The 24,558-nt window shown below is 65.6% G+C and carries 13 protein-coding genes and 2 tRNA genes; 10 read left to right on the top strand and 5 right to left on the bottom strand.

The genetic code is table 11. The features are described 5' to 3' along the window. Positions 1-87: 87 nt before the first annotated feature. Positions 88-1,962 carry a PHA/PHB synthase family protein gene (locus ACQY4G_RS02600; protein WP_421992886.1) on the bottom strand — a complete coding sequence of 625 codons (1,875 nt, stop codon included), beginning with the start codon at positions 1,960-1,962 and terminating at the stop codon, positions 88-90. A gap of 135 nt (positions 1,963-2,097) precedes the next feature. On the opposite strand from ACQY4G_RS02600, the gene ACQY4G_RS02595 reads away from it, so the two are divergent. From ACQY4G_RS02595 to ACQY4G_RS02580, 4 genes are all read left to right on the top strand, one after another. Continuing rightward, positions 2,098-3,285: an LL-diaminopimelate aminotransferase gene (locus ACQY4G_RS02595; protein ID WP_421992884.1), complete on the top strand. Its 1,188-nt coding sequence runs from the start codon at positions 2,098-2,100 to the stop codon at positions 3,283-3,285. A 103-nt stretch (positions 3,286-3,388) separates the two neighbouring features. Then, complete coding sequence (locus ACQY4G_RS02590) at positions 3,389-4,069, top strand: winged helix-turn-helix domain-containing protein (protein ID WP_421992882.1); 681 nt, start codon at positions 3,389-3,391, stop codon at positions 4,067-4,069. A 78-nt stretch (positions 4,070-4,147) separates the two neighbouring features. After that, positions 4,148-4,945 carry a crotonase/enoyl-CoA hydratase family protein gene (locus tag ACQY4G_RS02585; protein ID WP_421992880.1) on the top strand — a complete coding sequence of 266 codons (798 nt, stop codon included), beginning with the start codon at positions 4,148-4,150 and terminating at the stop codon, positions 4,943-4,945. Between the two features lie 76 nt (positions 4,946-5,021). Further along, the gene (locus ACQY4G_RS02580) at positions 5,022-7,070 is read left to right on the top strand and encodes a pyrroloquinoline quinone-dependent dehydrogenase (RefSeq protein WP_421992878.1); all 2,049 of its coding nucleotides are present in this window, start codon (positions 5,022-5,024) and stop codon (positions 7,068-7,070) included. Between the two features lie 226 nt (positions 7,071-7,296). On the opposite strand, the gene ACQY4G_RS02575 is transcribed toward ACQY4G_RS02580, so the two are convergent. Further along, on the bottom strand, positions 7,297-8,133 hold the full coding sequence (locus ACQY4G_RS02575; RefSeq protein ID WP_421992876.1) for an acyl-CoA thioesterase: 837 nt from the start codon (positions 8,131-8,133) through the stop codon (positions 7,297-7,299). A 67-nt stretch (positions 8,134-8,200) separates the two neighbouring features. Here ACQY4G_RS02575 and ACQY4G_RS02570 point away from each other — a divergent pair. From ACQY4G_RS02570 to ACQY4G_RS02550, 5 genes are all read left to right on the top strand, one after another. Beyond that, positions 8,201-8,274, top strand: a tRNA-Cys gene (locus ACQY4G_RS02570). Between the two features lie 23 nt (positions 8,275-8,297). Beyond that, a tRNA-Thr gene (locus ACQY4G_RS02565) sits at positions 8,298-8,373 on the top strand. 285 nt (positions 8,374-8,658) lie between these two features. Continuing rightward, positions 8,659-10,350 (top strand): ShlB/FhaC/HecB family hemolysin secretion/activation protein, encoded by a 1,692-nt coding sequence (locus ACQY4G_RS02560; protein ID WP_421992874.1) that lies wholly within the window; start codon positions 8,659-8,661, stop codon positions 10,348-10,350. A gap of 1 nt (position 10,351) precedes the next feature. Further along, positions 10,352-16,615: a beta strand repeat-containing protein gene (locus tag ACQY4G_RS02555; protein WP_421992872.1), complete on the top strand. Its 6,264-nt coding sequence runs from the start codon at positions 10,352-10,354 to the stop codon at positions 16,613-16,615. Continuing rightward, entirely contained in the window at positions 16,605-19,643 is a 3,039-nt protein-coding gene (locus ACQY4G_RS02550) for a CHAT domain-containing protein (RefSeq protein ID WP_421992870.1), read from the top strand. The genes ACQY4G_RS02555 and ACQY4G_RS02550 overlap by 11 nt, the downstream gene beginning before the upstream one ends. Before the next feature lie 30 nt (positions 19,644-19,673). Here ACQY4G_RS02550 and cysN read toward each other — a convergent pair whose 3' ends face one another. Beyond that, entirely contained in the window at positions 19,674-21,602 is a 1,929-nt protein-coding gene (gene cysN / locus ACQY4G_RS02545) for a sulfate adenylyltransferase subunit CysN (protein WP_421992868.1), read from the bottom strand. A gap of 136 nt (positions 21,603-21,738) precedes the next feature. Further along, a complete protein-coding gene (cysD, locus tag ACQY4G_RS02540; RefSeq protein WP_421992866.1) occupies positions 21,739-22,659 on the bottom strand; it encodes a sulfate adenylyltransferase subunit CysD in 921 nt (306 codons plus the stop codon). An 85-nt stretch (positions 22,660-22,744) separates the two neighbouring features. Between cysD and ACQY4G_RS02535 the strand changes: the two genes are divergently transcribed. Continuing rightward, a complete protein-coding gene (locus ACQY4G_RS02535; RefSeq protein WP_421992864.1) occupies positions 22,745-23,743 on the top strand; it encodes a helix-turn-helix transcriptional regulator in 999 nt (332 codons plus the stop codon). An 89-nt stretch (positions 23,744-23,832) separates the two neighbouring features. Here the strand turns inward: ACQY4G_RS02535 and ACQY4G_RS02530 are convergent, their stop codons facing one another. Then, the gene (locus ACQY4G_RS02530; protein WP_421992862.1) at positions 23,833-24,555 is read right to left on the bottom strand and encodes an acyl-CoA dehydrogenase family protein; all 723 of its coding nucleotides are present in this window, start codon (positions 24,553-24,555) and stop codon (positions 23,833-23,835) included. Positions 24,556-24,558: the final 3 nt, after the last annotated feature.

Raw genomic sequence — 24,558 nt, 5'->3', positions numbered from 1 at the left:
AGTGCACAAAATAGGCATTGCATGTGCGAAGTCAAGTATTTTTTGTGCAGTGCACAATTCGGCGCGATGGACCGTGTTTTCAGTGCGTTAGCGCGTGGCGACGTAGCGTCCGGGCGCGTCTTCGATCACTTTGTCGCCCTTTCCGCCGGGCTTGCGCTTGCCCTTTGCGGGGACGGTTTCCTCGTCCTGCTCGCGCAGCCAGTCGATCCAGTCGGGCCACCAGCTACCGGGATGCTCCTTGGCGCCCTCGCGGAATTCCGTCAGCGTGCGCGGCGTACCCTCGTTGGTCCAGTACTGGTACTTGCCCGCCTCGGGCGGATTGACGACGCCCGCGATGTGTCCCGAGCCGGCCAGCACGAATTTGAGCGGGCCCTTGAAGTGCTCGGTGATCTTCCAGACGCTTTCGGCCGGCGCGATATGATCTTCCTTGCCCGCCTGCACATAGGTCGGGGTCTCGACGATCCCGAGGTCGATCGGCGTGTTGTCGACGCTCAGCGCATCGGCCTCGACCAGCTTGTTGTCGCGGTAGAGGTCGCGCAGATATTGCTGGTGCCACTTGGCCGGCAGGTTGGTCACGTCGCCGTTCCAGTGGAGCAGGTCGAACGCCGGATAGTCCTCGCCCAGCAGGTAGTTGTTGACGACGTAGTTCCAGATCAGGTCGGTGCCGCGCAGCAGGTTGAAGGTGGCGGCCATGTAACGCCCGTCGAGATAGCCCTCGGCGCTCATTGCCTTGACCATGCCCAGCTGCTGGTCGTCGACGAAATTGAGCAGCTCGCCCGCCTTCTCGAAATCGACCTGCGCGGTAAAGAATGTCGCGCTCTTGACCTTGTCCTGCTCGCCGCGGCGGTGGAGGAGGGCAAGCGTGGCCGCCAGCGTGGTGCCGGCGACGCAATAGCCGATCGTGTGGACGCTCGGCACGTCGAGCCGCTCGCGGATATGGTCGATCGCATCGATCTGTCCGCGCACGTAATCGTCCCAGATCACGTCCTTCATGCTGGCATCGGCCGATTTCCAGCTCACCATGAACACGGTCACGCCCTGTTCGACCGCCCAGCGCACGAAGCTCTTCTTCGCGTTGAGGTCGAGGATGTAGAAGCGGTTGATCCATGGCGGGAAGATCACCAGTGGCACTTCCATCACTTCCATCACTTCCTCGGTCGAAGGCGAATACTGGATGAGCTGGTAGAGCGGGGTTTCGTGGACGACCTTGCCCGGCGTCACCGCGATATTCTCGCCCAGGGTGAAGGCGCTGGCATCGGTGTGCGAGAGCTGCCCGCGGCGCAGGTCCGCCAGCAGGTGCTCCATGCCTTTCACCAGATTGTCGCCCCGCGTCTCGAGCGTACGTTCCATCACCACCGGGTTGAGCAGCGGGAAGTTCGACGGGCTCGCCGCTTCGGTGATCGCGCGGGTGGTGAAGCGCAATTGCTCGCGCCTGTCGTCCGACAGGCCCTCCATCCGGTCGACCATCTCCGCGACGCGTTCAGCGAGGAAGAGATAGGTCTGGTGGATCAGCGCATAGGCGGGATGCGCACGCCAGCGCGGGTCGGCGAAGCGGCGATCCTTGCGCGGCAGGTCTGGATCGCCCTCGGCCTCGGGCTGTCCGTCCGCGCCCAGGCCGTACTGCCCCAGCACCTGCTGCCACAGCGCCATGCCTTCCTGCATCAGCGCCTGCTGCTGCGCGGGGTCGGCGATCGGCATCTGCCGGTACCAGTCCTCCGCCATGCGCATCCAGCGCGAGGGATCGAAATAGGGCGCCAGCGCCTGCGGATTGGCGAGCTGTTCGGTCTGGTACTGCAGCCACAGCCCCTGCAGCTTGGCTCCCACCTCGGTCCAGTGCTGCATGTCCTCCGCGCTCAGCGGCGCGCCCGAGGACGCCTCGGCCAGCGGCGCGAACAATGCGCGCGCGAATTTCGCCGGGGCTTCGAACATATTGGTGAAGGGATCGGGGCCGTCGTCGGTCATTCTCGCTCCTGCCTGGTGCCAAGCGCCTGTTGGGTAGGCCATAGGATATTGCGTGGCTTCATGCACCTAGGCCGATTGCACCTGCACCGTGAATAGGTAATCAGTGTGACTTAACCAATGCTCGAAAGAGGCCGAATGTCCGACGAATTCTACCGCATCAAACGCATGCCCCCCTATGTCATCGCCGAAGTCAACGCGATGCGGCATGCCGCGCGGCAGGCCGGGCGCGACATCATCGACCTCGGCATGGGCAATCCCGACCAGCCGCCGCCCCAGCATGTGATCGACAAATTGTGCGAGGTCGCGGCGAAACCCGATGCGCATGGCTATTCGCAGTCGAAGGGCATTCCCGGCCTCAGGCGCGCGCAGGCGAATTACTACCAGCGCCGTTTCGGGGTCGAGCTGAATCCGGAAACCGAGGTGGTCGTCACCATGGGCTCGAAAGAGGGCCTGTCGTCCATGGCGACTGCGATCAGTGCGCCGGGCGACGTCATCCTCGCGCCCAGCCCGGCCTATCCGATCCACACCTACGGCTTCATCATTGCCGGCGCCACGATCCGCAGCGTGCCGACGACGCCCGACGAGCACTACTGGAAGGCGCTCGACAACGCGATGGCCTATACTGTGCCGCGCCCGACGGTGCTGGTGGTCAACTATCCCAGCAACCCGACGGCAGAGACGGTCGACCTCGCCTTTTACGAGCGGCTGGTCGAATGGGCGCGCGAGAACCAGGTCTGGGTCCTGTCCGACCTCGCCTATTCGGAACTCTATTACGACGGCAAACCGACTCGTTCGATCCTCGAGGTGCCCGGCGCGAAGGATGTGGCGGTGGAATTCACCTCCATGTCCAAAACCTATTCCATGGCTGGCTGGCGGATCGGCTTCTGCGTCGGCAATACGCAGCTCGTCGCGGCGCTGACACGGGTGAAGAGCTATCTCGACTACGGCGCCTTCACCCCGGTCCAGGCCGCCGCCTGCGCCGCGCTGAACGGGCCGCAGGACGTGGTCGAGCAAAACCGCCTGCGTTACCAGCAGCGGCGCGATGTGATGGTCGAGAGCTTCACGCGCGCAGGCTGGGAAATCCCCTCGCCGCCCGCCAGCATGTTCACCTGGGCGAAGCTTCCGCCCGGTTTCGAGGACATGGACAGCCTCGAATTCTCCAAGCAATTGCTCCAGCATGCGGAAGTGGCCGTGGCGGCCGGGGTCGGTTTCGGCGAGGAGGGCGAGGGCTATGTCCGCATCGCCATGGTCGAGAACGAACAGCGCATTCGTCAGGCGGCGCGCAATATAAAGCGCTTCCTCGCCGAACACGCGCGCGGATAGCGCCGAAGAAACATCCGTAACGGTAGTAGTTCTACGCTACCCCCGTTCCCAAATACATGCGTTGTCTTCACCTTCGGATTCATCCGGGGGCAAGGGGCGATTCGTGACTTTTCCGACACTCCAGTGGCTATCGCGCAGTCCTTCGGTGCCGGCGCGCTGGGACTTGCGGCTCGTGAACTGGACGATGGACCATGCAACGATCCGCGCGCGGGATTGCGAACGCCTGCTCGGCGTGCTCGACTGGCGGCCGGACAGCAGGCTCCCGCAATGGCGCGAGCTTGCCGGGCGTGCCTTCGTCGTCGCGGTCGGTGTCGACGATCCGGCCGAACGCGCCGGGCTGCTCGGCCAGGGATTCGGCGATGCGCTGGGAAGCCGAATCGCCTTCGTCGAACTGGGCACGCGTCTGCTGGTACTCAAGGGGGCGAACGGCGCCATGCCGCGGCGGCTGGCCGCAGGACCGGTCACGCTCGACCTGTTTCACCGTGACGGATGGGTCGGGGGGCGCTGGCTGGGGCTGCACCCGCGCGAATTCAAATTGCTCTGGCGGCTCGCCGAAACGCCCGGCACGCGGGTATCGAGCGCGCGCCTGCTGCGCGAAGTCTGGCGCCTGGAGCATTTGCCCGAAACCAATTCGCTCGCGGTTCATGTCTCGCGCCTGCGCGCCAAGCTCGCGATCGCGGGCTGCGACTGGCTGGTGCGAACGGATCCGGAGGGCGGATATCGTCTCGTGACCTCTCCCAAGGCGAATCCCAACGCGAAGGAAATGCGCGCGCATTGCGCCTGACATGTGCCGTCCCGCTGGACTTTACGCTTACGTAAGGTACCAAGGTGCCAAACGACATTTCCGACGAGAGGCAAAGCCATGAATTTCAGCGACCGCGTATCCATCGATCTGGCCGACAATGGCGTGGCGCAAGTGCGCTTCACCCGCGGCGACAAGATGAATGCGCTCGACCCCACGCAGTTCGAGGCGATCACCGAGGCGGGGAATGCATTGCGCGAGATGGCGGGCCTGCGCGTGGCGGTGCTCTCGGGCGAGGGGCGCGCCTTTTGCGCCGGGCTCGATACCTCCAGCTTCGGCGGGGATCCGACGGGGTCGGGCACGCTCGCAGAACGGACGCATGGCAATGCCAATCGCTCGCAGGAAGCCGCGATGACCTGGCGCAAGTGCCCCGTGCCGGTAATCGCCGCGGTCCACGGCGTGTGTTTCGGCGGCGGTCTGCAGATCGCCAGCGGCGCCGATATCCGCGTGGTTCATCCGGCGACGCGTATGGCGGTGATGGAAATGAAGTGGGGCCTCGTGCCCGACATGGGCGGTTATGCGCTGTGGCGCGGTCTCGTGCGCGACGATGTGCTGCGCGAGCTGACCTATACCAACCGCGAATTTTCCGGTGCCGACGCGCTCGGCCTCGGCTTTGCCACCATGGTCGAGGACGATCCGCTCGCCCGCGCCACAGCCATCGCCGAAACCATCGCCAACAAGAACCCGCAGGCCATCCGCGGTGCCAAGCGCCTGTTCAAGGTGATGCAAGAGGAAGGAGAAGACGCGATCCTGCTCGCCGAAAGCGAGGAACAGGATCAGATCATCCGCACACCCAATCAGGTCGAGGCGGTCATGGCCGAAATGCAGAAGCGCGCACCGTCCTTCACCGACGGGTGAGTGCGCGCTGATCCACTCGAAATTGCGCCCCCAGGGAAATGGGCGCTCCAGACCGGGGTGACGGGGAGAGTAGCGCTTGGCCACGACAAAACCTGGAAACCGCAAGCTAGCGCCGCTGAAGGTCGCGCTCGCCATCCTCGGGCTGTTTGCAGCGGTATCGCTGCTGGGCGGAACGGCGATCTGGTCGGTGCTCGGACTGGCGGACGATCTCGATATCGACGGACGCGCCGCGCAGGTCCGCACAGTCGAGCCGGGCTTCGGCGCAGGTTGGGGCGCCTATGGCGGCGATGCGCTGGGATCGCGCTATTCGAATGCGGCGCAGATCACGCCCGAGAACGTCGGCGATCTGGAGATCGCCTGGCAGGTCTCCACCGGCGCGCTCGAAGGACGCGATTCGGCCCGGTCGCGCACTGCCTTCCAGACCACGCCGATCCTCGTGGAAGATCAGCTGGTCCTGTGCACCCAGTTCAACGAGGTAATCGCGCTCGCACCCGATACGGGCGAAGAAATCTGGCGCCATGATCCGCAGATCCCGATCGACGGGCGGCCTGCCAACCAGTTCACCTGCCGCGGCGTCAGCTACTGGCAGGGCGAGGGGGCTGACGACGCGCCCTGTTCCTCGCGCATATTCACCGGCACGGTCGATGCGCGGCTGATCGCACTCGATACGCATACCGGACGGCCCTGCGCCGAATTCGGCGACGGCGGGTCTGTGCGGGTCGAGCCGAGCATGTCGCTGCGCTGGCCCGGCGAGTTCCAGATCACCTCGGCCCCGGCGATCACGGGCGACGTCGTCATCACCGGCTCGGCCATCGGCGACAATCTGCGGACCGATGCGCCTGTCGGGATCGTCCATGCCTATGACGTGCGCAGCGGCGAGCCTTTGTGGACCTTCAACCCGGTGCCACGCGATCCGGACGATCCGGCGCGGGAAAGCTGGGCGGGGAATTCGGCCGACACGACCGGCCATGCCAATGTCTGGTCGACGATTTCGGTCGATGCGCAGCGCGGCCTCGTCTTCCTGCCAACCTCCAGCCCCAGTCCCGACTATTTCGGCGGCAACCGCGTGGGCGACAATCGCTACGCCAATTCGGTCGTCGCGCTTGATGGCAGGACCGGCGAGGTCGCCTGGCATTTCCAGACCGTACACCACGACCTGTGGGACTACGACGTGCCCGCACAGCCCGGGCTCTACCAGGTGTGGAAGGATGGCCGCGCGCATGATGTGGTCGCGCAGGTGACCAAGACCGGCCTTGTCTTCGTGCTCGACCGCGAGACGGGCGAGCCCTTCCTTCCGGTCGAGGAGCGGACGGTCCCGCAGGGCGGCGTGGAGGGCGAAGTGCTGTCACCCACCCAGCCGTTTCCCGTCCGCACACCGCCGCTGGTCCGCAACACGCTCGATCCCTGGGATGCCTTCGGGGTGACGCTGTGGGACCGCTGGGCCTGTGCCAATGCCATCTCCGACCTGCGCCGCGAAGGCCTCTACACGCCGCCGAGCGAGCGGGGCACGCTGGCCTATCCCTTCACCGGGGGCGGGGCGAACTGGGGCAGCGCTGCCTTCGATCCGGGCCGCAACCTGCTGGTGGTCAACATGAACAACGTCGCCGCCTTCGTGCGCCTGACCAGGCGTCCGGACGAAGGCGAGGAGATCGATGCGATCGAGGATGGCGCCGAATTCGCCCCGATGGAGGGCTCGCCCTATGTCATGCACCGTGCACCGCTGCTCTCGCCGCTCGGCCTGCCGTGCTCGCCGCCGCCCTGGGGCGTGCTCGCGGCGGTGGACCTCGCAAGCGGCGAGATCGTCTGGCGGCGGACTCTCGGCACGACCGAGGACCTCGCGCCGGGTGGTATTGCGCTCGACATCGGGACGCCCAGCCTCGGCGGGCCGGTCGTGACTGCCTCCGGTCTCGTGTTCATCGGTGCGACGATGGACGATTACCTGCGCGCCTTCGACGTCGAGACGGGGCGCGAATTGTGGAAGGGCAGGCTGCCTGCGGGCGGGCAAGCGACGCCGATGACCTACCGATATGGCGGCAGGCAATATGTCGTCATCGCCGCGGGCGGGCACAGCACTGCCGGGACCCGCATCGGCGACAGCCTGGTCGCCTTCGCCTTGCCCGAATAGGCCGTCGTTCGGTCCGCCCGCTGGGTTTGGGCACTTTCCTACAGACTGCCATCCGCCCTAACATCGGGACGTTCTTTGAAGATCGTCTATCCGGCGTCTATCGCCGACCTCGCCCGCCCGCCGGTGAAGGTCACAGGTGCTGCAGGGCGTTTCGGCACATGTGTCTGTAATCGCAGCCGAATTGCGGAAGGTCACGGTTTCCGAAAGCCGCGTCGGCGGTCCAGGTTCAGCCGAACACCGCCACGCATTGCATCCCGTCGAGCACCTGCCGGCCGTCGGCGTTCCACAACCGCAGCCGTTCGCTGGAATAGCCGTGCGCGGCATGCTGGCTGGCATTCTCGCTCATCCACCAGCCGTCGCGCGTCTGCGGTGTCGGCTCGAGCAGGTTGAACGACCAGTTGATCGAGCTGATCGGCCCCTGCCGCTGCATCGCGCGCATTGCGCCGGGCGGGAGGACATCGCCGAGCAGGATCAGCTCGCTCACCGGGTCGAGCCCCTCGCGATCCGTCAGCCGCGCCCAGCGGCGCACCACCGGCTCGCCCGGCCCCTGCAGGTCCTGCGCCCGGCGGATCTCGAAGTTGTTCTGGATGAAGGCCGGTCCCTTGCCCTTCATCGCGATCTGCGCTTCCTCGGGCGGTCCAGGCCAGTCGGCAACCGGTGCGGCATCGTGCACTGCATTCGCCTCGCGCTCGGTGCCGAACAGCCAGAAGGCGGTGAGCGTGCATTTGCCTTCCGACCACAGCTCGCTGCGCACCTGCGCGACATTGCGTCCCTGCCGCACGATTGCGCGCTTCAGCTCGACCTCCGGCCCGGTCGGCGCGACGAAGGCCACCTGCGCGGCGCGCAGCGGCGGCAGGTCGGGAAAGGCCCGCACCGCCGCGGTGTAGGCGATCAGGGCCGAGGCACCGCCGTATAGCGTCCTCCCCTGCATCCAGTTGTCGAGGCCGGAAAAGCGGGTTTCCCCGCCCTTGGCGGTGATCGGATCGAGAAGGCTGGCAATGCTCATGAAGGCGGTCATTGCCTCTGTCGTGCCGTGCGTCCAGACTGACGTTACGTAAGGCATGAAGTGACGATTGCCTTTAGGGCAGAGAATCGCTAGTGCGCCGCTTCCTTCCCGAGAGGGTGGGCGAGGCCCGATGGCGGAGTGGTTACGCAGAGGACTGCAAATCCTTGCACGCCGGTTCGATTCCGGCTCGGGCCTCCACTTCTCGCTGGTCGGCGAAGAGTGCCGCTTTAGCTCAGTTGGTAGAGCACATCATTCGTAATGATGGGGTCACGTGTTCGAGTCACGTAAGCGGCACCATTTTCCCAAGTGTCCGGAATTTACATGACATTTCCGTCGCGGAAGTGTTACGCAGCCCCCCTGCCATAGAGAAGAGGCCCGATTCCAAGGGTCCGTCGGATCGCTGAGAATTTCGGCTAGCGCGCCCCGCAGGCGCGCGGTTGGGGGGCGATCCAGATGGGCATTTGCCAGCACGACAACGACGAGATTGCGCGCGGTCAGAGGGCCGCCTTCCTTGGCATACAGGCCATACTACTGGCGGGGGGTGCGGCAGTTGCTGTGCCATCGGTTGCATACGCGCAAGCGGTGCCGAGCCGGACCGAGCTGACCCCGCCGCAGGCACGCGAGCCGGCCCGACCGCCGACCACGCTGACGATCGATGGCGGCATGGAACGCTCTCCCTGCGCGCTCGACGCTCCCGATCTCGCGGACATCAAGGTCACGCTCAACTCGGTGCGCTTCGTCGGTGCGGAAAAGGCGCCCGATGTCGCGCTGGATGGGGCCTATCGGAGCTACCTTGGGCGCGAGCTGCCGATCTCCGTGCTGTGCGACGTGCGCGCGGCGGCCAACCAGCGATTGCAACGGGCAGGCTATCTCGCGACGGTCGAGATTCCGGCGCAGCGCCTGTCGAATGGCGATGCCGAGATGCGCATCGTGTTCGGCCGCGTGACCGCGCTGCGCGTGCGCGGCGATGCCGGGCCGTCGGAACGGCTGGTCGCCGGCTATCTCGAGCCGATCACGCAGGATGCCGTGTTCAACACGAGGCGGGCCGAGCGCTACCTGCTGCTGGCCGACGATCTGCCCGGCGTCGACGTTCGCCTTTCGCTGCGTCCGGCGGCGGACGGTGCACCCGGCGACCTGGTCGGCGACATTGCGGTGATCCGGCGTCGCGGCACGCTCGACTTCAATGTGCAGAACTATGGCGCCAAATCGCTGGGGCGGTTCGGCGGGCTTCTGCGCGGCGAGGTTTATGACATCACCGGCCTCGGCGATCGCACCAGCGTCGCGCTGTTCTCGACTGCGGACTTCGAAGAACAGCAGACCGTCCAGCTCGGGCACGATTTCGCGATCGGCGGCGAAGGGCTGCGGATGTTCGGCCAGTTCACCTACAGCTGGACCGATCCCGATCTCGACCTGCCGGGACTCGACGTCGAGTCCGAAACGCTCTTCGCCACGCTTGGCCTGGCCTATCCGCTCCAGCGCAGCCGCAGCGCCTCGCACGTGCTGAGCGGCGGGTTCGATTTCGTCGACCAGGACTTGACGGTGAACGATCTGCGCCTAACCCGCGACCGGGTGCGAACCGTCTTCCTGCGGCTCGACTCGTCCTATGTCGACGCCGACAGCATTTCGGGCACGGACGGGTACACCGCCTTCGAGCCCCGCCTCGGTGCTTTCGGCGCCGTGGAAGTGCGTCAGGGCATCGACGTGTTCGATGCCAGCCCCGACTGTCGCCCTAATCCCGGAGGCTGCATTGCAGCAGGCATCGCACCCAACCGGATCGAGGCCGACCCCACCCCGCTGATGGTGCGGGTCGAAGGCCAGGCCGACTATCGCCCGCTGCCGGCGCTGCGTTTCTCGCTCGGAATGAGCGCTCAATTCACCGGCGACCCACTCCCGGCGTTCGAGGAATTTGCCGGTGGAACCTATTCGATCGGACGCGGCTATGACCCGGGCAGCATCCTGGGCGACAATGGCTACGCGCTCTCCTTCGAGATCGGCTACGGCTCGTTGGCACCGGCCGGTCCGCGCGCAGTGGCGTGGGAAGGTTACCTCTTCACCGACATGGCCTGGGTGTGGAACGAGGACCCGAGCCGCGCCCCGCTCAATCCCGACCGCCTGTGGTCCGCAGGGGCGGGCGTCCGCTTTGCCTATGGCAGCGCGATGCAGGCCGATGTGACGCTGGCCGTGCCGCTCGAAAAGCCGGACTTCGCCGCCGATCGCGGAGACGTTCGGCTGCTCTTCTCGCTCACCACCCGCGTGCTACCCTGGAGGTTCTGACATGGCCCGCTCTCCCCTTTGCCGCACGCCCCTGCTGCTTGGCGGGGCGGCGCTCGCCATGGCCACCGTGCTGGCCCATCCGGCACCCGCCAGGGCCGATGCGTTCAACGCCTCGCCCGTCTTCGTGCGCGGCAGCGGCAATGTCGACCGTTCGGTCGCGAACACCGACACGATCACGATCACCTCTTCGACTGCCGTCCTCGACTGGACGCCCTTCGAGGACAATTCCGGCAATGCGCTGACCTTCCTGCCGAACGGGAACACGGCCTATTTCCAGGACGCGCCGGGGCAGGGCGGCTTTGCGGTGCTCAACCGGATCCTGCCGTCGACCAACGGGAATATAGTGGTATTCGAAGGATCGGTGATCTCGCGCCTGCAGGATGCCAGCGGCGGATTCTCGAGCGGCGGGACTGTGGCATTCTACTCGCCGACCGGAATCCTCGTCGGAAGCACGGCGGTGTTCGACGTCGGGCAATTGCTGCTGACCACGCTCGATCCCGATCTCGACAGTTTCGAGAGCTATGCGGCCGGGGGAACGCTGCGCTTGGCCGGTCCATCGGGCTCCACCGCCGCCGTCGACATTGCCGCTGGCGCTCAGTTCTCGGCGAGCGGCGAGGGCAGCTATCTCGCCGTCGCGGCGCCGCAGATCATCATGCGGGGCACGGCCCATATCAACGGGTCGACAGCCTATGCGGCGGGCGAAAAGGTTAATCTGACCTATAACAACGGGCTGTTCGACATCCAGATTCCCGTCGGTACGAGTGTCGGAACGCCGATCGATCACAGCGGAACCACCGGCGGGCCATCGAGCACGGGCTCGGGCGACAATCACATGATCTACGCGGTCGCCAAAGCGCAGACCGATCCGATCACCATGCTGCTGCGCGGCAATCTGGGGTTCGATGCCGCGACCACGGCCGGCATCGACAATGGCGATATCATCCTGTCGGCCGGCTATGACGTCTTCGGACGCAACGTCTTCACCGGGTCGGTTGCTAGTGCTGCGACCGCGGAGTCGATCTCTATCCTCGGTGGATCGAACCTGAGTTCCAGCGTGTTTGCAGGCGCCACGGGCGGCTTCAATGCGGACACGGATGCAGGCACTATCGGTTTCGCCGACGATCTGACGATCCGCGCGGCCCGCTCCATTTCCATAACGGCGCGCAACGGAAACGATCTTACCGTCGCCGGAGACTCAAGCTTCCAGGCCAAGGGCACAATCGCTCCTTCGGGCGATGTGACGGGGGGAGAGATCACGCTTACCGGGCGCGATGCGGCTACCCTTGCTTTCGGTGGGATTCTTTCGGCCTTCGCCACTCCGGACCAACGCGATGGGACATCGACCGGTGGTGACATAGCGCTGATCGCCGATGGCGGGACCGTCTCGGTCGGTGGCGATGTCGACCTGTTCGCTCAGGCCAACAACCATTTCCCCAGCGGGACGCTTGGCGACGGGTTCGGCGGCACGACCCGTCTGCTCGCCGAAAACGATGGCCTGATCGACCTGCGTGGCGGCTTGCATATGAATACCAACGCCTTCGGCAATGGCCTCGCTGGGCGAACCGCCACGGCGGGAACCAGCGAAGTTTTGGCACGCAGCGGCGGTCGGATCGACGTGGCGGGTGATGCGCTGATGCAGGCATCGGGATTTGGCGGCGATGCGGACGGTTCGCTCGGTGTGATCGATGGCGGCGCCGGGATTGGTGGGCTGGTGCAGGTTCGGGCCGATGGAGGCAGCATCGCCTTTGGCGGCACTGTGTCCATGCGGGCGGAAGGAAACGGTGGCCACGGTGCGAGTTTCTTTGGCGCGGGACCGGGCGATGGCGGCGGGATCGGCCGCGGAGGCCTGGTGCTGATCAATTCCATCGATGGGTCGATTACGATTGCCGACACGACTACGCTTCTCGCAAGAGGTAGCGGTGGCCGTGGCGGTTCCGGAGGCGCGGGCTTCGGGGGGCGCGCGCAGGTCCTTGCTAATGGCACCGGAAGGGTGGACTTGGTCGATCTCTCCGCCTCCGCGCATGGATTGGGCGGTGACGGTTCTGCGGATCATGGTCGCGGGGGCGACGGCGAGGGTGGCCAGTCCGTAGTCTTCACTGAGGGGGCGGGCGACATCCGCCTGAGCGGAAATGCAAACCTTCAGGCCAACAGCTTCGGTGGCGATGGCCATGCAGGGGGCAATGCGACGGGCGGCAACGCAGGTCTCTACGCCGTAGCCGGCTCGATCGCCGTCGATGGCAATGCGTACGTTTCCACGCAGGCGTTCGGCGGCGACGCGACTATCGGTTTCGGCGGCAATGGCGGGGATGCGCTCGGAGGCACCTCCTACCTTCTGGCAGATGGATCACCGACGGAAAGTGCAAGCGTGACGATCGGCGGGAATGCCGACGTCTACGCTAGCGGTTACGGCGGCAATGGGGGAGCAGGCGATGGTTCGACGATAGCCGCAGGCAATGGCGGGACCGGAACCGGCGGTACTTATCAGGGGGCACCGGGCACCGGCGGAGCCTTCGCTCTTGCCGGGCGTGACGGGGGCTTCCTGAGCGTCGCGGGTACGACCTTCCTCCAGTCGTCCGGATACGGCGGTCGTGGCGGAACGGGCGGGACCGGCCAGATGGGCGGTGCAGGTGGTGCGGGAATTGCCGGCACAACGCAGGCGGGCACCTATAGGGCATTTGGCGATGGCTCGCTCGGCGACGGGCAGGCCATTTTCGATGCACTCACCCTGACTGCCAGCGGATTCGGTGGGCAAGGTGGAACGGGCGGATCAGGGCTGGGCATCGGCGGTATCGGCCGAGGCGGGTTCGCCGGCGTCTTTGCCGTGGATTCGCGGGTCGATGCTGCGCGCATCTCGACGACGGCAAGCGGATTCGGTGGCTTCGGCTCGACCGGCGGCGAAGGCTTCGGTGGCAATGCCGGCGTGGCGGTAACTTCGGGCATGATGACCGCCGCCAGCCTTTTCGCCTCGGCCGGCGGCAGCGGTGGCGGAGCCACGACCGGACAGGGCGGTAACGGCACGGGCGGGGAAACCTCGATCGATACCGACGTGGACACGAATTCGATCCTGAATGTGACCGGCGACATCGATTACTCCGCATTCGGCTCTGGAGGATCCTCCGAATTGGGCAATGGCGGCATCGGGCAAGGCGGAACGGCCCGCCTTGCCAATGCCCGCACCGGGAGCATTATGGTCGGTGGTCGCATCGCCCTGTCGGCGGGGAGTAGCGGTGGATCGGGTGTTGTCGGCGGCGATGCCTTTGCCGGAAATGCGCTGTTCGAGGCCGAGGAGAATTCCACGACAGATATCGGTTCGCTCGGTCTGGTCGCAAACGCTTCCGGCGGTTCGGGCACCGTTACGGCTGGAATGGCCGTTGCGGGCGATGCACGCCTGTTTGTGAACGGCGGCGCGTTCACCGCGCAAGGCAATGTGGATATCTTCGCCGACGCCTTCGGCGGAACGGGCCTCGATGGGGCCAATGGCGGGGCTGCCTATGGCGGGATCGCGAGCATCCAGATCGATGGCGGCGATGCGACCATCGGCGATGGGCTGATCGTCTTTGCCGGAGGCTTCGGCGGCTCGGCGCAAGGTCCGGGCGGCGATGGAGGCGACGGCTTCGGCGGAGCGGCCCTGGTGTCCGTGGGGGGCAACGCCAACCAGCTGGGCAGTCTCACGGTCGATGGCACGCTCAGCATGCTCAGCGATGGCTATGGCGGTCGCGGGGGCGATGGCGATGGCATCGTTGCGGCGGGCAAGGGCGGGCTGGGCCAGGGCGGGCGCGATGCCGTCGCCAGCCTGGTCGACGGCGAGCAGGGAACCGGTGCCTATATCTTCGTCGATGCAGACTACGGCCGTCTGTCCATCCCCGGCGACGCAAATGTCACCGCGCTCGGTCAGGGCGGAGAAGGTGGCAATGCGCCCGAAGGAAGCACGGGAGGGCGCGGCGGCGACGCGATCGGCGGCGACGTATTGGTCGGTCTCGTCGGACCAATGGCGGGCGGACCGCGACTTGGCTCTGCGGTATTCGGCACGCTGAATGTTGCCAGTCGGGCGGATGCCGGTTCGGGCGGAACGGACGACACGGGGCGCTATACCGGTATGGGCGGCAATGCCTTTGGCGGCAACATCCTGGTCGCCAGCCGCGGATCGGGCCTGTCTGCCGGTTCGATCGGCATTTTCGACACCAGCGTCGGCGGAGCCGGAAGCACCGGCGGGAATGCTACCGGCGGCCAGGCCGGCATGGCGACGAGCGATGGCGGGACGATCGATGTGGGCGACTATCACGCCGCGTCGGTTGCCTATGGCGGTCTCGGACAATCCGGCCAGGGCGGCAATGCGATAGGCGGGATCGCCTTTCTCGGCTTCCAGGGTGGCACGACCAGTATTTCGGGATCGGCCACCGTCGACGCCAGCGGTTATGGCGGCGAGTCGATCGAGGGCGATGGCGGCGATGGGACGGGCGGCACGGCCGATATCGCCATCTTCAGTGGGAACGCGGGCAGTGGCAGCGTGACCGGACCGGTCAACATTTCCGCCAACGGCTTTGGTGGCAGCACGCAATCGACGAACGGCGTAGGCGGGACCGGAACGGGTGGGCTCGCCTATGTGCGCAGCCAGGCAGGAGGAAGCATCAGCTTCGGCAGCGTCTCGCTTTCCGCCAACGGGACGGCCGGCGTCGATGCGGATGGTGCGCCGTCGGGCGATGCCATCGGCGGTCTGGTTCAGGTGCTCGCAGATGGCGGAGGTCTGCTCACCGCCGATTTCCTGGAGATCGATGCCAGCGGTGCCGGCACCGCGGGATCGTTCCAGATTATCGCCAATGGCGGCACGATCGAGCTCGACGAAGTCGATGCCAGTGCCGTCGGCTCACAGGCCGGCGATGCTTCACTGATCCGCGCCGCTGGCGGGACGATCCCGATAAGCGGGTCGGCCCGGTTCACGCTGACGGGCGATCTCGACATCGTCACGGCAAACGGCGGATTTATCGGCGGCCCGAGCCTCGGTGCGCCTTCTGCCCGGATCGACATTTCCACCGAAGGTACCGTCACGATCGATGGCGACGATGACGACCGGATCAGCTTCGGCGGTGAGACGCTGGCCATCCGATCGCGCGAGCTCGATATCCTGTCGGGCGCGCGGATCGGGGCGCAATTGCTGCAATTGAACGTCGTCGGGAACGATCATCAGACGGTGATCGGGGGCAGCGGCGACACGGCGGGATACACGCTGACCCAGGACGAACTCGGCCGCATCGATGCTGGCGCAGCCACATTCGCAACATCCCTCGATGGCTCGGCATCCGATGACCTCCTGTTCCGCGACACGACCATTTCCGGTTCCCTCGACGAGGGGGTTTCCGAACTCGAGATCAGTGCCAGGGTGGTGCGCGTGGAAGGGATGGTGACCTATCGGGACGCCGCCGACACCGACTATCTCGGTATTTTCGCCGACCGGCTTGAAATCGTGACACCGGGCGGAATCCAGATCCTCGGTCTGAATGATCGATATACCGGCACGTTCGAGTTCGAAGGCGGCAATTTCTGGATGGCCGACGCCGACACTATCGCGCTGCTGCAGGGAGATGTCGCCTTCGAGGGACGCAACGACCTGCTCGCGACCTCGGCACCGGGCAGCGACGATCCCCTTGGCTATCTGAGGGCCGGTGACGTCGAGATCGATATCTGGGAATCCTTCCTCGTGCGCAACACCGGCACCGCCGCAGAGCCCGGCGGCATCACCGTGACGGGATCGCTGACCGTCGATGGTGATGGCGACGAGTCCGAAGTCCTGCTCGATGTGTTTGCCTATGGACGTCGGCAGAATGAAGACGGGTCCTTCACGACCGGCGCCGACTTCTTCGCACTGGTCGATTTTGAAGGTGGGGAAGAGGAGGAAGGCGAGGTCAACTACTCCGATGATGCGCAATTCAACAATTGCGGCATCAATTCCGGAGAATGCACGGTGGTCGAAGAGCCCGACGAGCGCGAGGAAGTGCTCGAAGTGGTCGAAGAAGAAGCGCCGGCTGCCGCTGTGACCACGACAGAGCCGGTCGCCTCCGCGCCGATCGAGCAAAGTGAGCAGGACAGCAATGTCGAGTTCGGTGCCGACTTCCCGGGTCTGCTCAGCGCGTCGTTCATCGCCGAACAGGATACGATCGACGACCCGGTGGCGAGCGGCGGAGACATCGCGCTCTACGGTTCCGGCGATGGGGGCGACGACGATGGCGAAGAAGAGGGTGCTGCCGGGGAGGATACCGATGCGCAATAAGACCCGCTTCGCCCTGTGTATGTGTGTAGCCGCCTCACTGGCCCTGTTCGATCCGGCCCATCCGGCATCGGGGCAAGAGCGGGAACGCGCGATCAGCTATAGCGATACCTTCCCGATCGGGGGCAACGGCCTGTGCGAGGCGCAGATCATGCCGCCGCAGGCCGGTGCCGGCCTGTTCGACCGCAGCTATGCGATCGTTTGCCGCGACGCTGCGGCGCCGGTGGGTACGCTGTGGGTGATCCGCGATGCACAGGGAAGCGATGCCCGGGCGCGCTTCCTCCCGTCGGCCGAATGCCTCGCGGGCGACGGCGCGGCCGTGCCCGAGATACTCGCCGCAAGCGCAAGCTATGCCTGTACCGATAGCGATCTCGGAACCCGGCGGGTTCTCGTGGCCGGCGAGGCGGGCGGCAGGCTTTATGCGGGCGAGGCGATCGCGGCATATGGGGACGCGGTAAGGCTGGGGATCGCCACGCTGGTCAACGACCGGCCGGTGCAGGGGGATGTCGAGATTCCGCTCACCGAGACCGGCGATGCAGCAGCCTTTGCCCGGGCGCAGGCCCGCGCGCTCGCCTCGGATGCCGTCATCGTCGAGGCCTATCGCCGCAGCAACAGCGGCGATTTTGCCGAAGCGGCGGAGTTCTTCGCGCAAACTGCCGCCACCACCGAGGGGAGCGATGCGGCCGAAGCCCGCCTCAACGCGGCCCTGCTCCAGTCGAACCTCGGCAATTTCGCCGAAGCGGCGCGGGGATTTTCAATTGCGAGGGGGCAGGTCGCAGGCGATCCGGTGCTGTCGCGACTGCTGCGCAATTACGAGGCTATCGATGCGCTCAATGCTGGCGCGCCGGAGGTCGCGCTCGATATTCTCGAACGGCCCTTGCAGTCGGGTGCGACCTCTCGCGACGCGCTTGAATCGCTGGAGATCACCGACGCACTGGCGGCGCGCCTGTCAGCCGAGCAGGCGAGCGCGCTCGATTCCGTCGGTGGACTGACGGGGCTCGAACGGGCCGATCTGCTCGATGGTCAGACGGCCTATCTCAAAGCCACCGCGCTGCGGTTGATGGGACGCAGGGCCGAGGCCGAAAGCCATCTGACCGACGCCGACACGAGGCTCGCACGCGTGCGCAACGGGACGGTGCGTTCGATCCTCTGGTTGAGGGCGCAGGTCATGGGCGAATTGGCCGATCTGGCAGAGGAAAGAGGCGATAGCGCCGCTGCCGAGGCCTATCACGCAGAAGCGATCGGCGTGCTCGCGGCCAACTATCCCAATTCACCGGCCCTCCTCAGCAGCAAGGCGCAGTTCGCCGGATTTCTCGCCCGCAGCGGTCGGACCGGCGACGCGCTGGCGACTTATCGCGAGCTGGTCGACAAGGCGGAGGGCAAGCCCGCGCCCTCGTTGCGGCGCCTGCTCGTCCCCTATTTCAACCTGCTGACCGATGGCGGCGTGGCCGGCAGCGACGCGGCGGCCGACATCTTCCTCGCCAGCCAGCTGCTGCAACGCCCGGGCCTCGCCCAGACGCAGGCCGTACTCGCCCGCGAACTGTCGGGCGGGAGCGACGAGGCCTCGCAATTGTTCCGCAAGGCGGTCAATGTCGGGCGGTCGGTCGAACAGGCGCGCAATCGTGTCGCACTGCTAGAAGGCCGCGCCGCGAGCGATCCGCTAGCCGCCGAACGGCTGGCCACCCAGCTCGCCACGCTCGAAAAGCTCGAGGCGCAGCAGCTGGCGATTCAGGACAGGCTGGGTGAGTATCCCCGGTTTCGTGCGGTCTCGGATGGGCGCGTTACGTTGGACGAACTGCAGCAGACGCTCCAGCCCGGCGAAGCCTATCTCAAGCTGGCCACGCTGAACGGTGCGACCTTCGTCATCTACGCCACGCCCGACATGGCCCGCGCCTATCGTGCCGGGATCGATCCCGAAGCGCTGGAGGCCGAAGTCGACGAACTGCGCGCGACCATCGCCTATGTCGAGAATGGCCAGACGCTCACCTTCCCCTTCAACATCGAGAAATCGCGCTCGCTTTACCAGGCGCTGCTCGATCCCATCGACGGGGAGCTCGGTTCGGTCGAGCATCTGATCTTCGAACCCGATGGTGCGATGCTGCGCCTGCCGGTCAATCTACTCGTGGCCGACGACCAAAGCGTCGAGCGGTACGCCGAGCGGATCGCGCGGGGCGGCGACGAATATGATTTCACCGGCACCAACTGGCTGGGCCGCAAGGTGCGGATCACCACCACCGTTTCGCCGAGCGCCTTCCGCGATGTGCGGCAGGCGCCGCGGTCATCGGCCTCGCGCGAATACATCGGCTTCGGCGAGAATACGCCGCTGGCCGAGGATCGCGGCACGCTCGGCACTCGCTCGGCGCTGGCAGGCGGGACGGACTGCCTCTGGGCTCCGGCAATCTGGGATTATCCGATCAAGGCCGACGAGCTCTACACCGCGTCGCGCAGTCTGGGTACGAGCGCTGCCGAAGAACGGATCGTCACCGGCGATACCTTTACCGATAGCGCAGTGTTGAGAATGGACGATCTGGACGAGTATCGTATCCTCCATTTCGCGACGCATGGCCTCGTCACGGCACCGCAGCCCGAATGTCCGCCCCGGCCCGCCCTGCTCACCTCGTTCGGGGGCGACCATTCCGACGGGCTGCTGTCCTTCGCGGAGATTTTCGATCTCAAGATCGATGCCGATCTGGTTATCCTCTCTGCCTGCGACACGGCGGGCGCGGCAACCCGCGGCGCATCGCGCGAGGCGGGCGTTTCGGGGGGAGGCTTTGCGCTCGATGGCCTGGTCCGCGCCTTCGTCGGCGCCGGCGGACGCACGGTGGTCGCCAGCCACTGGCCCGTGCCCGACGATTACGATGCCACCAATCGGCTGATCGACGGGTTCTTCGCCGCCCCTGGGGGGACCCCGCTGGCCGAAGCGATGCGCCGTTCGCAGGGCGCCCTGATGGATCGGGCGGAAACCTCGCACCCGTTCTACTGGTCGGCCTTCGCGATCGTCGGCGATGGCGGTGCGCAACTGCGCAACTAGGCCGGGAGACCCGGCCCGCGCCGCCGACGCCTATTTGAGCGGGAGGATCTTGCCGATGATGTATTCGGCGGCCTCCTCCGCTGTCATCTCGACCGTGTTGACGCGGATTTCCGGGTCCTCGGGCGCTTCATAGGGGCTGTCGATCCCGGTGAAGTTCTTCAGCTTGCCCTCGCGCGCCTTCTTGTAGAGGCCCTTGACGTCGCGCGCCTCGGCAACCTCCAGCGGCGTGTCGACGTGAATCTCGATGAACTCCCCGCCATCGATCATGTCGCGCACCAGCTGGCGATCGGCGCGAAACGGGCTGATGAAGGCGGTCAGCACGATCAGCCCGGCATCGGTCATCAGCTTGGCGACCTCGCCGATCCGGCGGATATTCTCGATCCGGTCGCTTTCTGTGAAGCCCAGATCCTTGTTGAGCCCGTGGCGGACATTGTCGCCGTCGAGCAGGAAGGTGTGCCGGTTCATCAGCGCCAGCTTCTTCTCGACCTCGTTGGCGATGGTCGATTTGCCCGAGCCCGACAGCCCGGTGAACCACAGCACGCGCGGCGTCTGGTTCTTCATCTCGGCATGGTGTTTGCGCGAGATATCGGTCGGCTGCCAGTGGACGTTCTGGCTGCGACGCAGGCTGAAATGCAGCATCCCCGCGCCAACCGTGTGATTGGTGATCTTGTCGATCAGGATGAACCCGCCGAGCGCGCGGTTGTCCTCATAGGGATCGAACACGATGCGCTTGTCGGTGGTGATTTCGCATACGCCGATCTGGTTGAGATGCAGTGTCTGCGAGGCGAGGTGCGACCCCGAACCGCTCGGATTGTTGACGTCGATCTCGTATTTGGGATGCGCCACGGTCACGCTGACGGTCTGCGTGCCGAGCTTGAGCCAGTAGGCGCGGCCCACGACCAGCGGCTCGTCGTCCATCCACACGATGGTCGATTCGAACTGGTCGGCGACTTCGGGCGGGCTGTCGGCAGTTGCGAGCACATCGCCGCGCGAACAATCGATCTCGTCCTCGAGCGTGATCGTCACCGACTGGCCGGCGACCGCTTCATCGAGGTCGCCATCCATCGCGACCACCGATTTTACTTTGCTGGTCTTGCCCGAGGGCAGGGAGCGCAGCATGTCGCCTGGCTTGACGGTGCCGGTGGCGATCTGGCCCGCGAAGCCGCGGAAGTCGAGATTGGGACGATTGACCCATTGCACCGGCATCCGGAAGGGCTTCGCCTGGTTGGCGGTGTTGTTGACCTCAATCGCTTCGAGATGGTCGATCAGCACCGGGCCGTCGTACCAGCCGGTGTTGTCCGAACGCGTGGTGATGTTGTCGCCGGCAAGGCCCGACATCGGGATGGCGGTAAAGCTTTCGATACCGATGCTCTTCGCGAAGGCCTCGTAATCAGCAACGATCGCGTCATACTTTGCCTGGTCGTAATCGATCAGGTCCATCTTGTTCACCGCAAGCACCAGGTTCCTGATGCCGAGCTGGTGGCACAGGAAGCTGTGGCGCTTGGTCTGCACCAGCACGCCCTTGCGCGCATCGATCAGGATTACGGCGGCGTCTGCGGTCGAGGCGCCGGTCACCATATTGCGCGTGTACTGCTCATGCCCCGGGCAGTCGGCGACGATGAACTTGCGCTTCTCGGTCGCGAAAAAGCGATAGGCGACGTCGATCGTGATGCCCTGTTCGCGCTCGGCCGCAAGCCCGTCGACCAGCAGGGCGAAATCGATTTCCTGCCCCTGCGTGCCAACCTTCTTGCTGTCGTTCTCGAGCGCAGCCAGCTGGTCCTCGAAGATCATCTTCGAATCGTAGAGCAGGCGGCCGATCAGCGTCGATTTGCCATCGTCCACGCTGCCGCAGGTGATGAAGCGCAGCATCGACTTGTTCTGGTGCTGCTCGAGATAAGCCTCGATATCTTCGGCGATCAGGGCGTCGGTCTTGTAGATCGGGTCGGTCATGTTTCTCATCCCGTCATCCCAGTGGTTGCGTTAGCAGGCCAAAGGCCAAAGCTGGGTTCGTTGTCGGTGAAGCCGGTCGGTTGGAGGGCGACCCCGGATCAAGTCCGGGGTTGACGCTTCGGAACGCTGCGCATTCCGTGGCGCGTCAAAAATACCCCTCCTGCTTCTTCTTCTCCATCGACGCGTCGCCCGCGTCCTTGTCGATCACGCGGCCCTGGCGCTCGCTGGTGGTGGTGAGCAGCATTTCCTGCACCACTTCCTGCAAGGTGGACGCCTCGCTTTCCACGGCGCCGGTCAGCGGGAAGCAGCCCAGCGTGCGGAAGCGGATGGATCGGGTGGTGATCTCCGGGCGATAGCCCATCGCCTTCTCAAGCCGGTCGATATCGTCGGCCATGAAAAGGCCGCCATCGTGCTCGTAGGTCGGGCGCTTGGCGCTGAAATAGAGGGGCACGATCTCGATGTTCTCGGCCATGATGTATTGCCAGATGTCGAGCTCGGTCCAGTTGGACAGCGGGAACACGCGGATGCTCTCACCCTTCTTCTTGCGCGCGTTGTAGAGGTTCCACAGCTCGGGGCGCTGGTTCTTCGGATCCCAGCCATGCGTGGCGGTGCGGAAGGAAAAGATGCGCTCCTTCGCGCGGCTCTTCTCCTCGTCGCGGCGCGCGCCGCCGAAGGCGGCATCGAAGCCATGCTTGTCGAGCGCTTGCTTGAGCCCTTCGGTCTTCCACATGTCGGTGTGCAGCGGACCGTGGTCGAACGGGTTGATCCCGCGTTCGGCGGCCTCGGGATTCTGATGGACGATCAGCTCCATCCCGGCATCCTCTGCGGCTTTTGCGCGCAGCTTGTACATTTCCTGGAACTTCCAGGTCGTGTCGACATGCATCAGCGGGAAGGGCGGGGGCGAGGGGTAGAAGGCCTTCTTGGCGAGGTGCAGCATCACGGCGCTGTCCTTGCCGATCGAATAGAGCATCACCGGCTTGTCCGCCTCGGCGGCGACTTCGCGCATGATGTGGATGCTTTCGGCCTCGAGCCGCTGAAGATGGGTCAGGGTCTTGGTGTCGGTCATTCGATGGCTCCGCGTTTCCAGGCAGAGAGATAGGTTTGCGCGCTCCATATGGACCTCCCAAATGGGAGGTGATAGAAAAAGTTGTATGCGTATTCCCAATCTCGGCGAGACCGATCTGCTGGTGCCGCTGCATTCGGGCGTGTTCGAACAACCCATGTGGCAGACCTTCCTGCGCCAGCTCAGCCGGGTGTGCGAGGCGCAAGGCGTGTCGATCCGGCTCGAAAGTGCGGGCGAAGGCGGCGACGTCACGCTGGCGGAGGGAAACACGTTCGCTCTCCCCAAGGCCGATATGCGCGAAGGGAGGGTCTATTCGGGCGAGGAATTGGGCACCGAGCATGTATCGCTGCGCGCCGTTCGGCTCGGGAACGAGGGTCTTGCGCTCACGCTGGCGGTCCTGTCTCCCGGCGCAGCCGGGGCCGAGATCGCCAGCCTGATTTCGGCACTCGTGCCGCATCTGCGTGTCGCGTTGCAGGTGCTTGCCTCGCTCGAGCGCGAGCGCAGCCGCGCCTCGGTCAGCGCAGAGGCCTTTCGCCGAATGAATTTCGGCTGGATCGCACTCGACGAACGCTGCCGCATCGTCGATCTCGATGCGCAGGCCGAGCGCCTCCTCGCGCGCTCGGGTGCTTTGCGCCGCGGACCTTACGACCGGCTGGTCCCGGCCCTGCCCGCGATCGACCGCCAGCTGACCGCGCTCGTCAAGGCCATGGCGGGGGACCGGCGCCATCGCCCCCGCGCGATCAATCTCAGCCAGGATCCGTGGACCGATATTCTTGTCGCGCCCGTGCGCATCGAGGCGCTCGCCGGGAAGGACAAGGCGGTGGCAGTGGTCTATCTGCGTGGCGACCGCTCCTCGAGCGCCGACCGGCACGAACAATTGGTCGATGTCTTCGACCTGACGCCCGCCGAAGCGCGGCTCGCCTGGTCGCTCGCGCAAGGGCTGTCGATTGCGCAGGCGGCGAAAGCGCATGGGCTGACCGTGGAGACCGCGCGCTATTATTCGAAGAAAATCTACGCCAAGACCGGCGCGCGGGGGCAGGTGGACCTGGTACGCAATATCCTTACCGGGGTGCTGGCGCTGGCCTAACAATTACCGGTCATTGCGAGGAGCCGCAGGCGAGGCGGCAATCCGTGGCGCCGGGCGGGCAGCGGGTTCCGGTGATGGATTGCTTCGATCTAGTCGGTGCGGGCGGTCAAATCGGGCCAGAAATTGTCGGCGCCGCGTGCGATGACTCCGCTGCCGAGTTTCGCGCTCCAATAGGCGTCGTTGCCGTGTTCGGAGCGCCATTGCCACAGGCGGCGGGTGAGGTGCTGCAGGCTGTATTCCTGCGTGAAGCCGATGGCCCCGTGGACCTGGTGCGCGATCGCCGTGCCGACCTCGACCGCCCGGTTCGCGCGCAGCTTGGCGGCCGCAATCTCTAAATCGGCGAGGCCGCGATCGAGCGCCTGCGCGGCTCCCATCGCCGCACAATTGGCGGCAGCCGCCTCGCAGGAGAAAGTGGCAAGGCTCTGCTGCACCGCCTGGAACCTGCCCAACGGCCGACCGAACTGCTGGCGCTCGTTGACGTAATCGACCGACAGCGCGAGCGTCGCGTCGAGCGCTCCGGCTATCTGGCAAGAGCGTGCGAAAGCCATCGCAAGTTCGCGTTCAACGCCCTCGGCCCGCTGGATCACCAGCGCCGGGAGGTCGATGCCGAGCGCGTGATATCCGGAAAGCCGGAAGACGGTCAGTGCATCGAGCCAGTCGCCGCCGAAACCGCCCTCGGTCTCGGGCGCCAGCAGTAGCGGGAGGCCGAGTTTCTCGATCCGCGCGAGGTCGCGCTCCTCGCTTGCGACCGGGCCGAGTTCGGCAAACAGCGGATCGGCCATTTCCGCCAGCATGCGGCGGGTGTCGCTCATCCC

This window comes from Qipengyuania sp. (genome assembly GCF_965277845.1).
Lineage (GTDB): Bacteria > Pseudomonadota > Alphaproteobacteria > Sphingomonadales > Sphingomonadaceae > Qipengyuania.
Note: the sequence above shows the minus strand (reverse complement) of the source record. Positions and strands in the feature narration are given on the sequence as shown.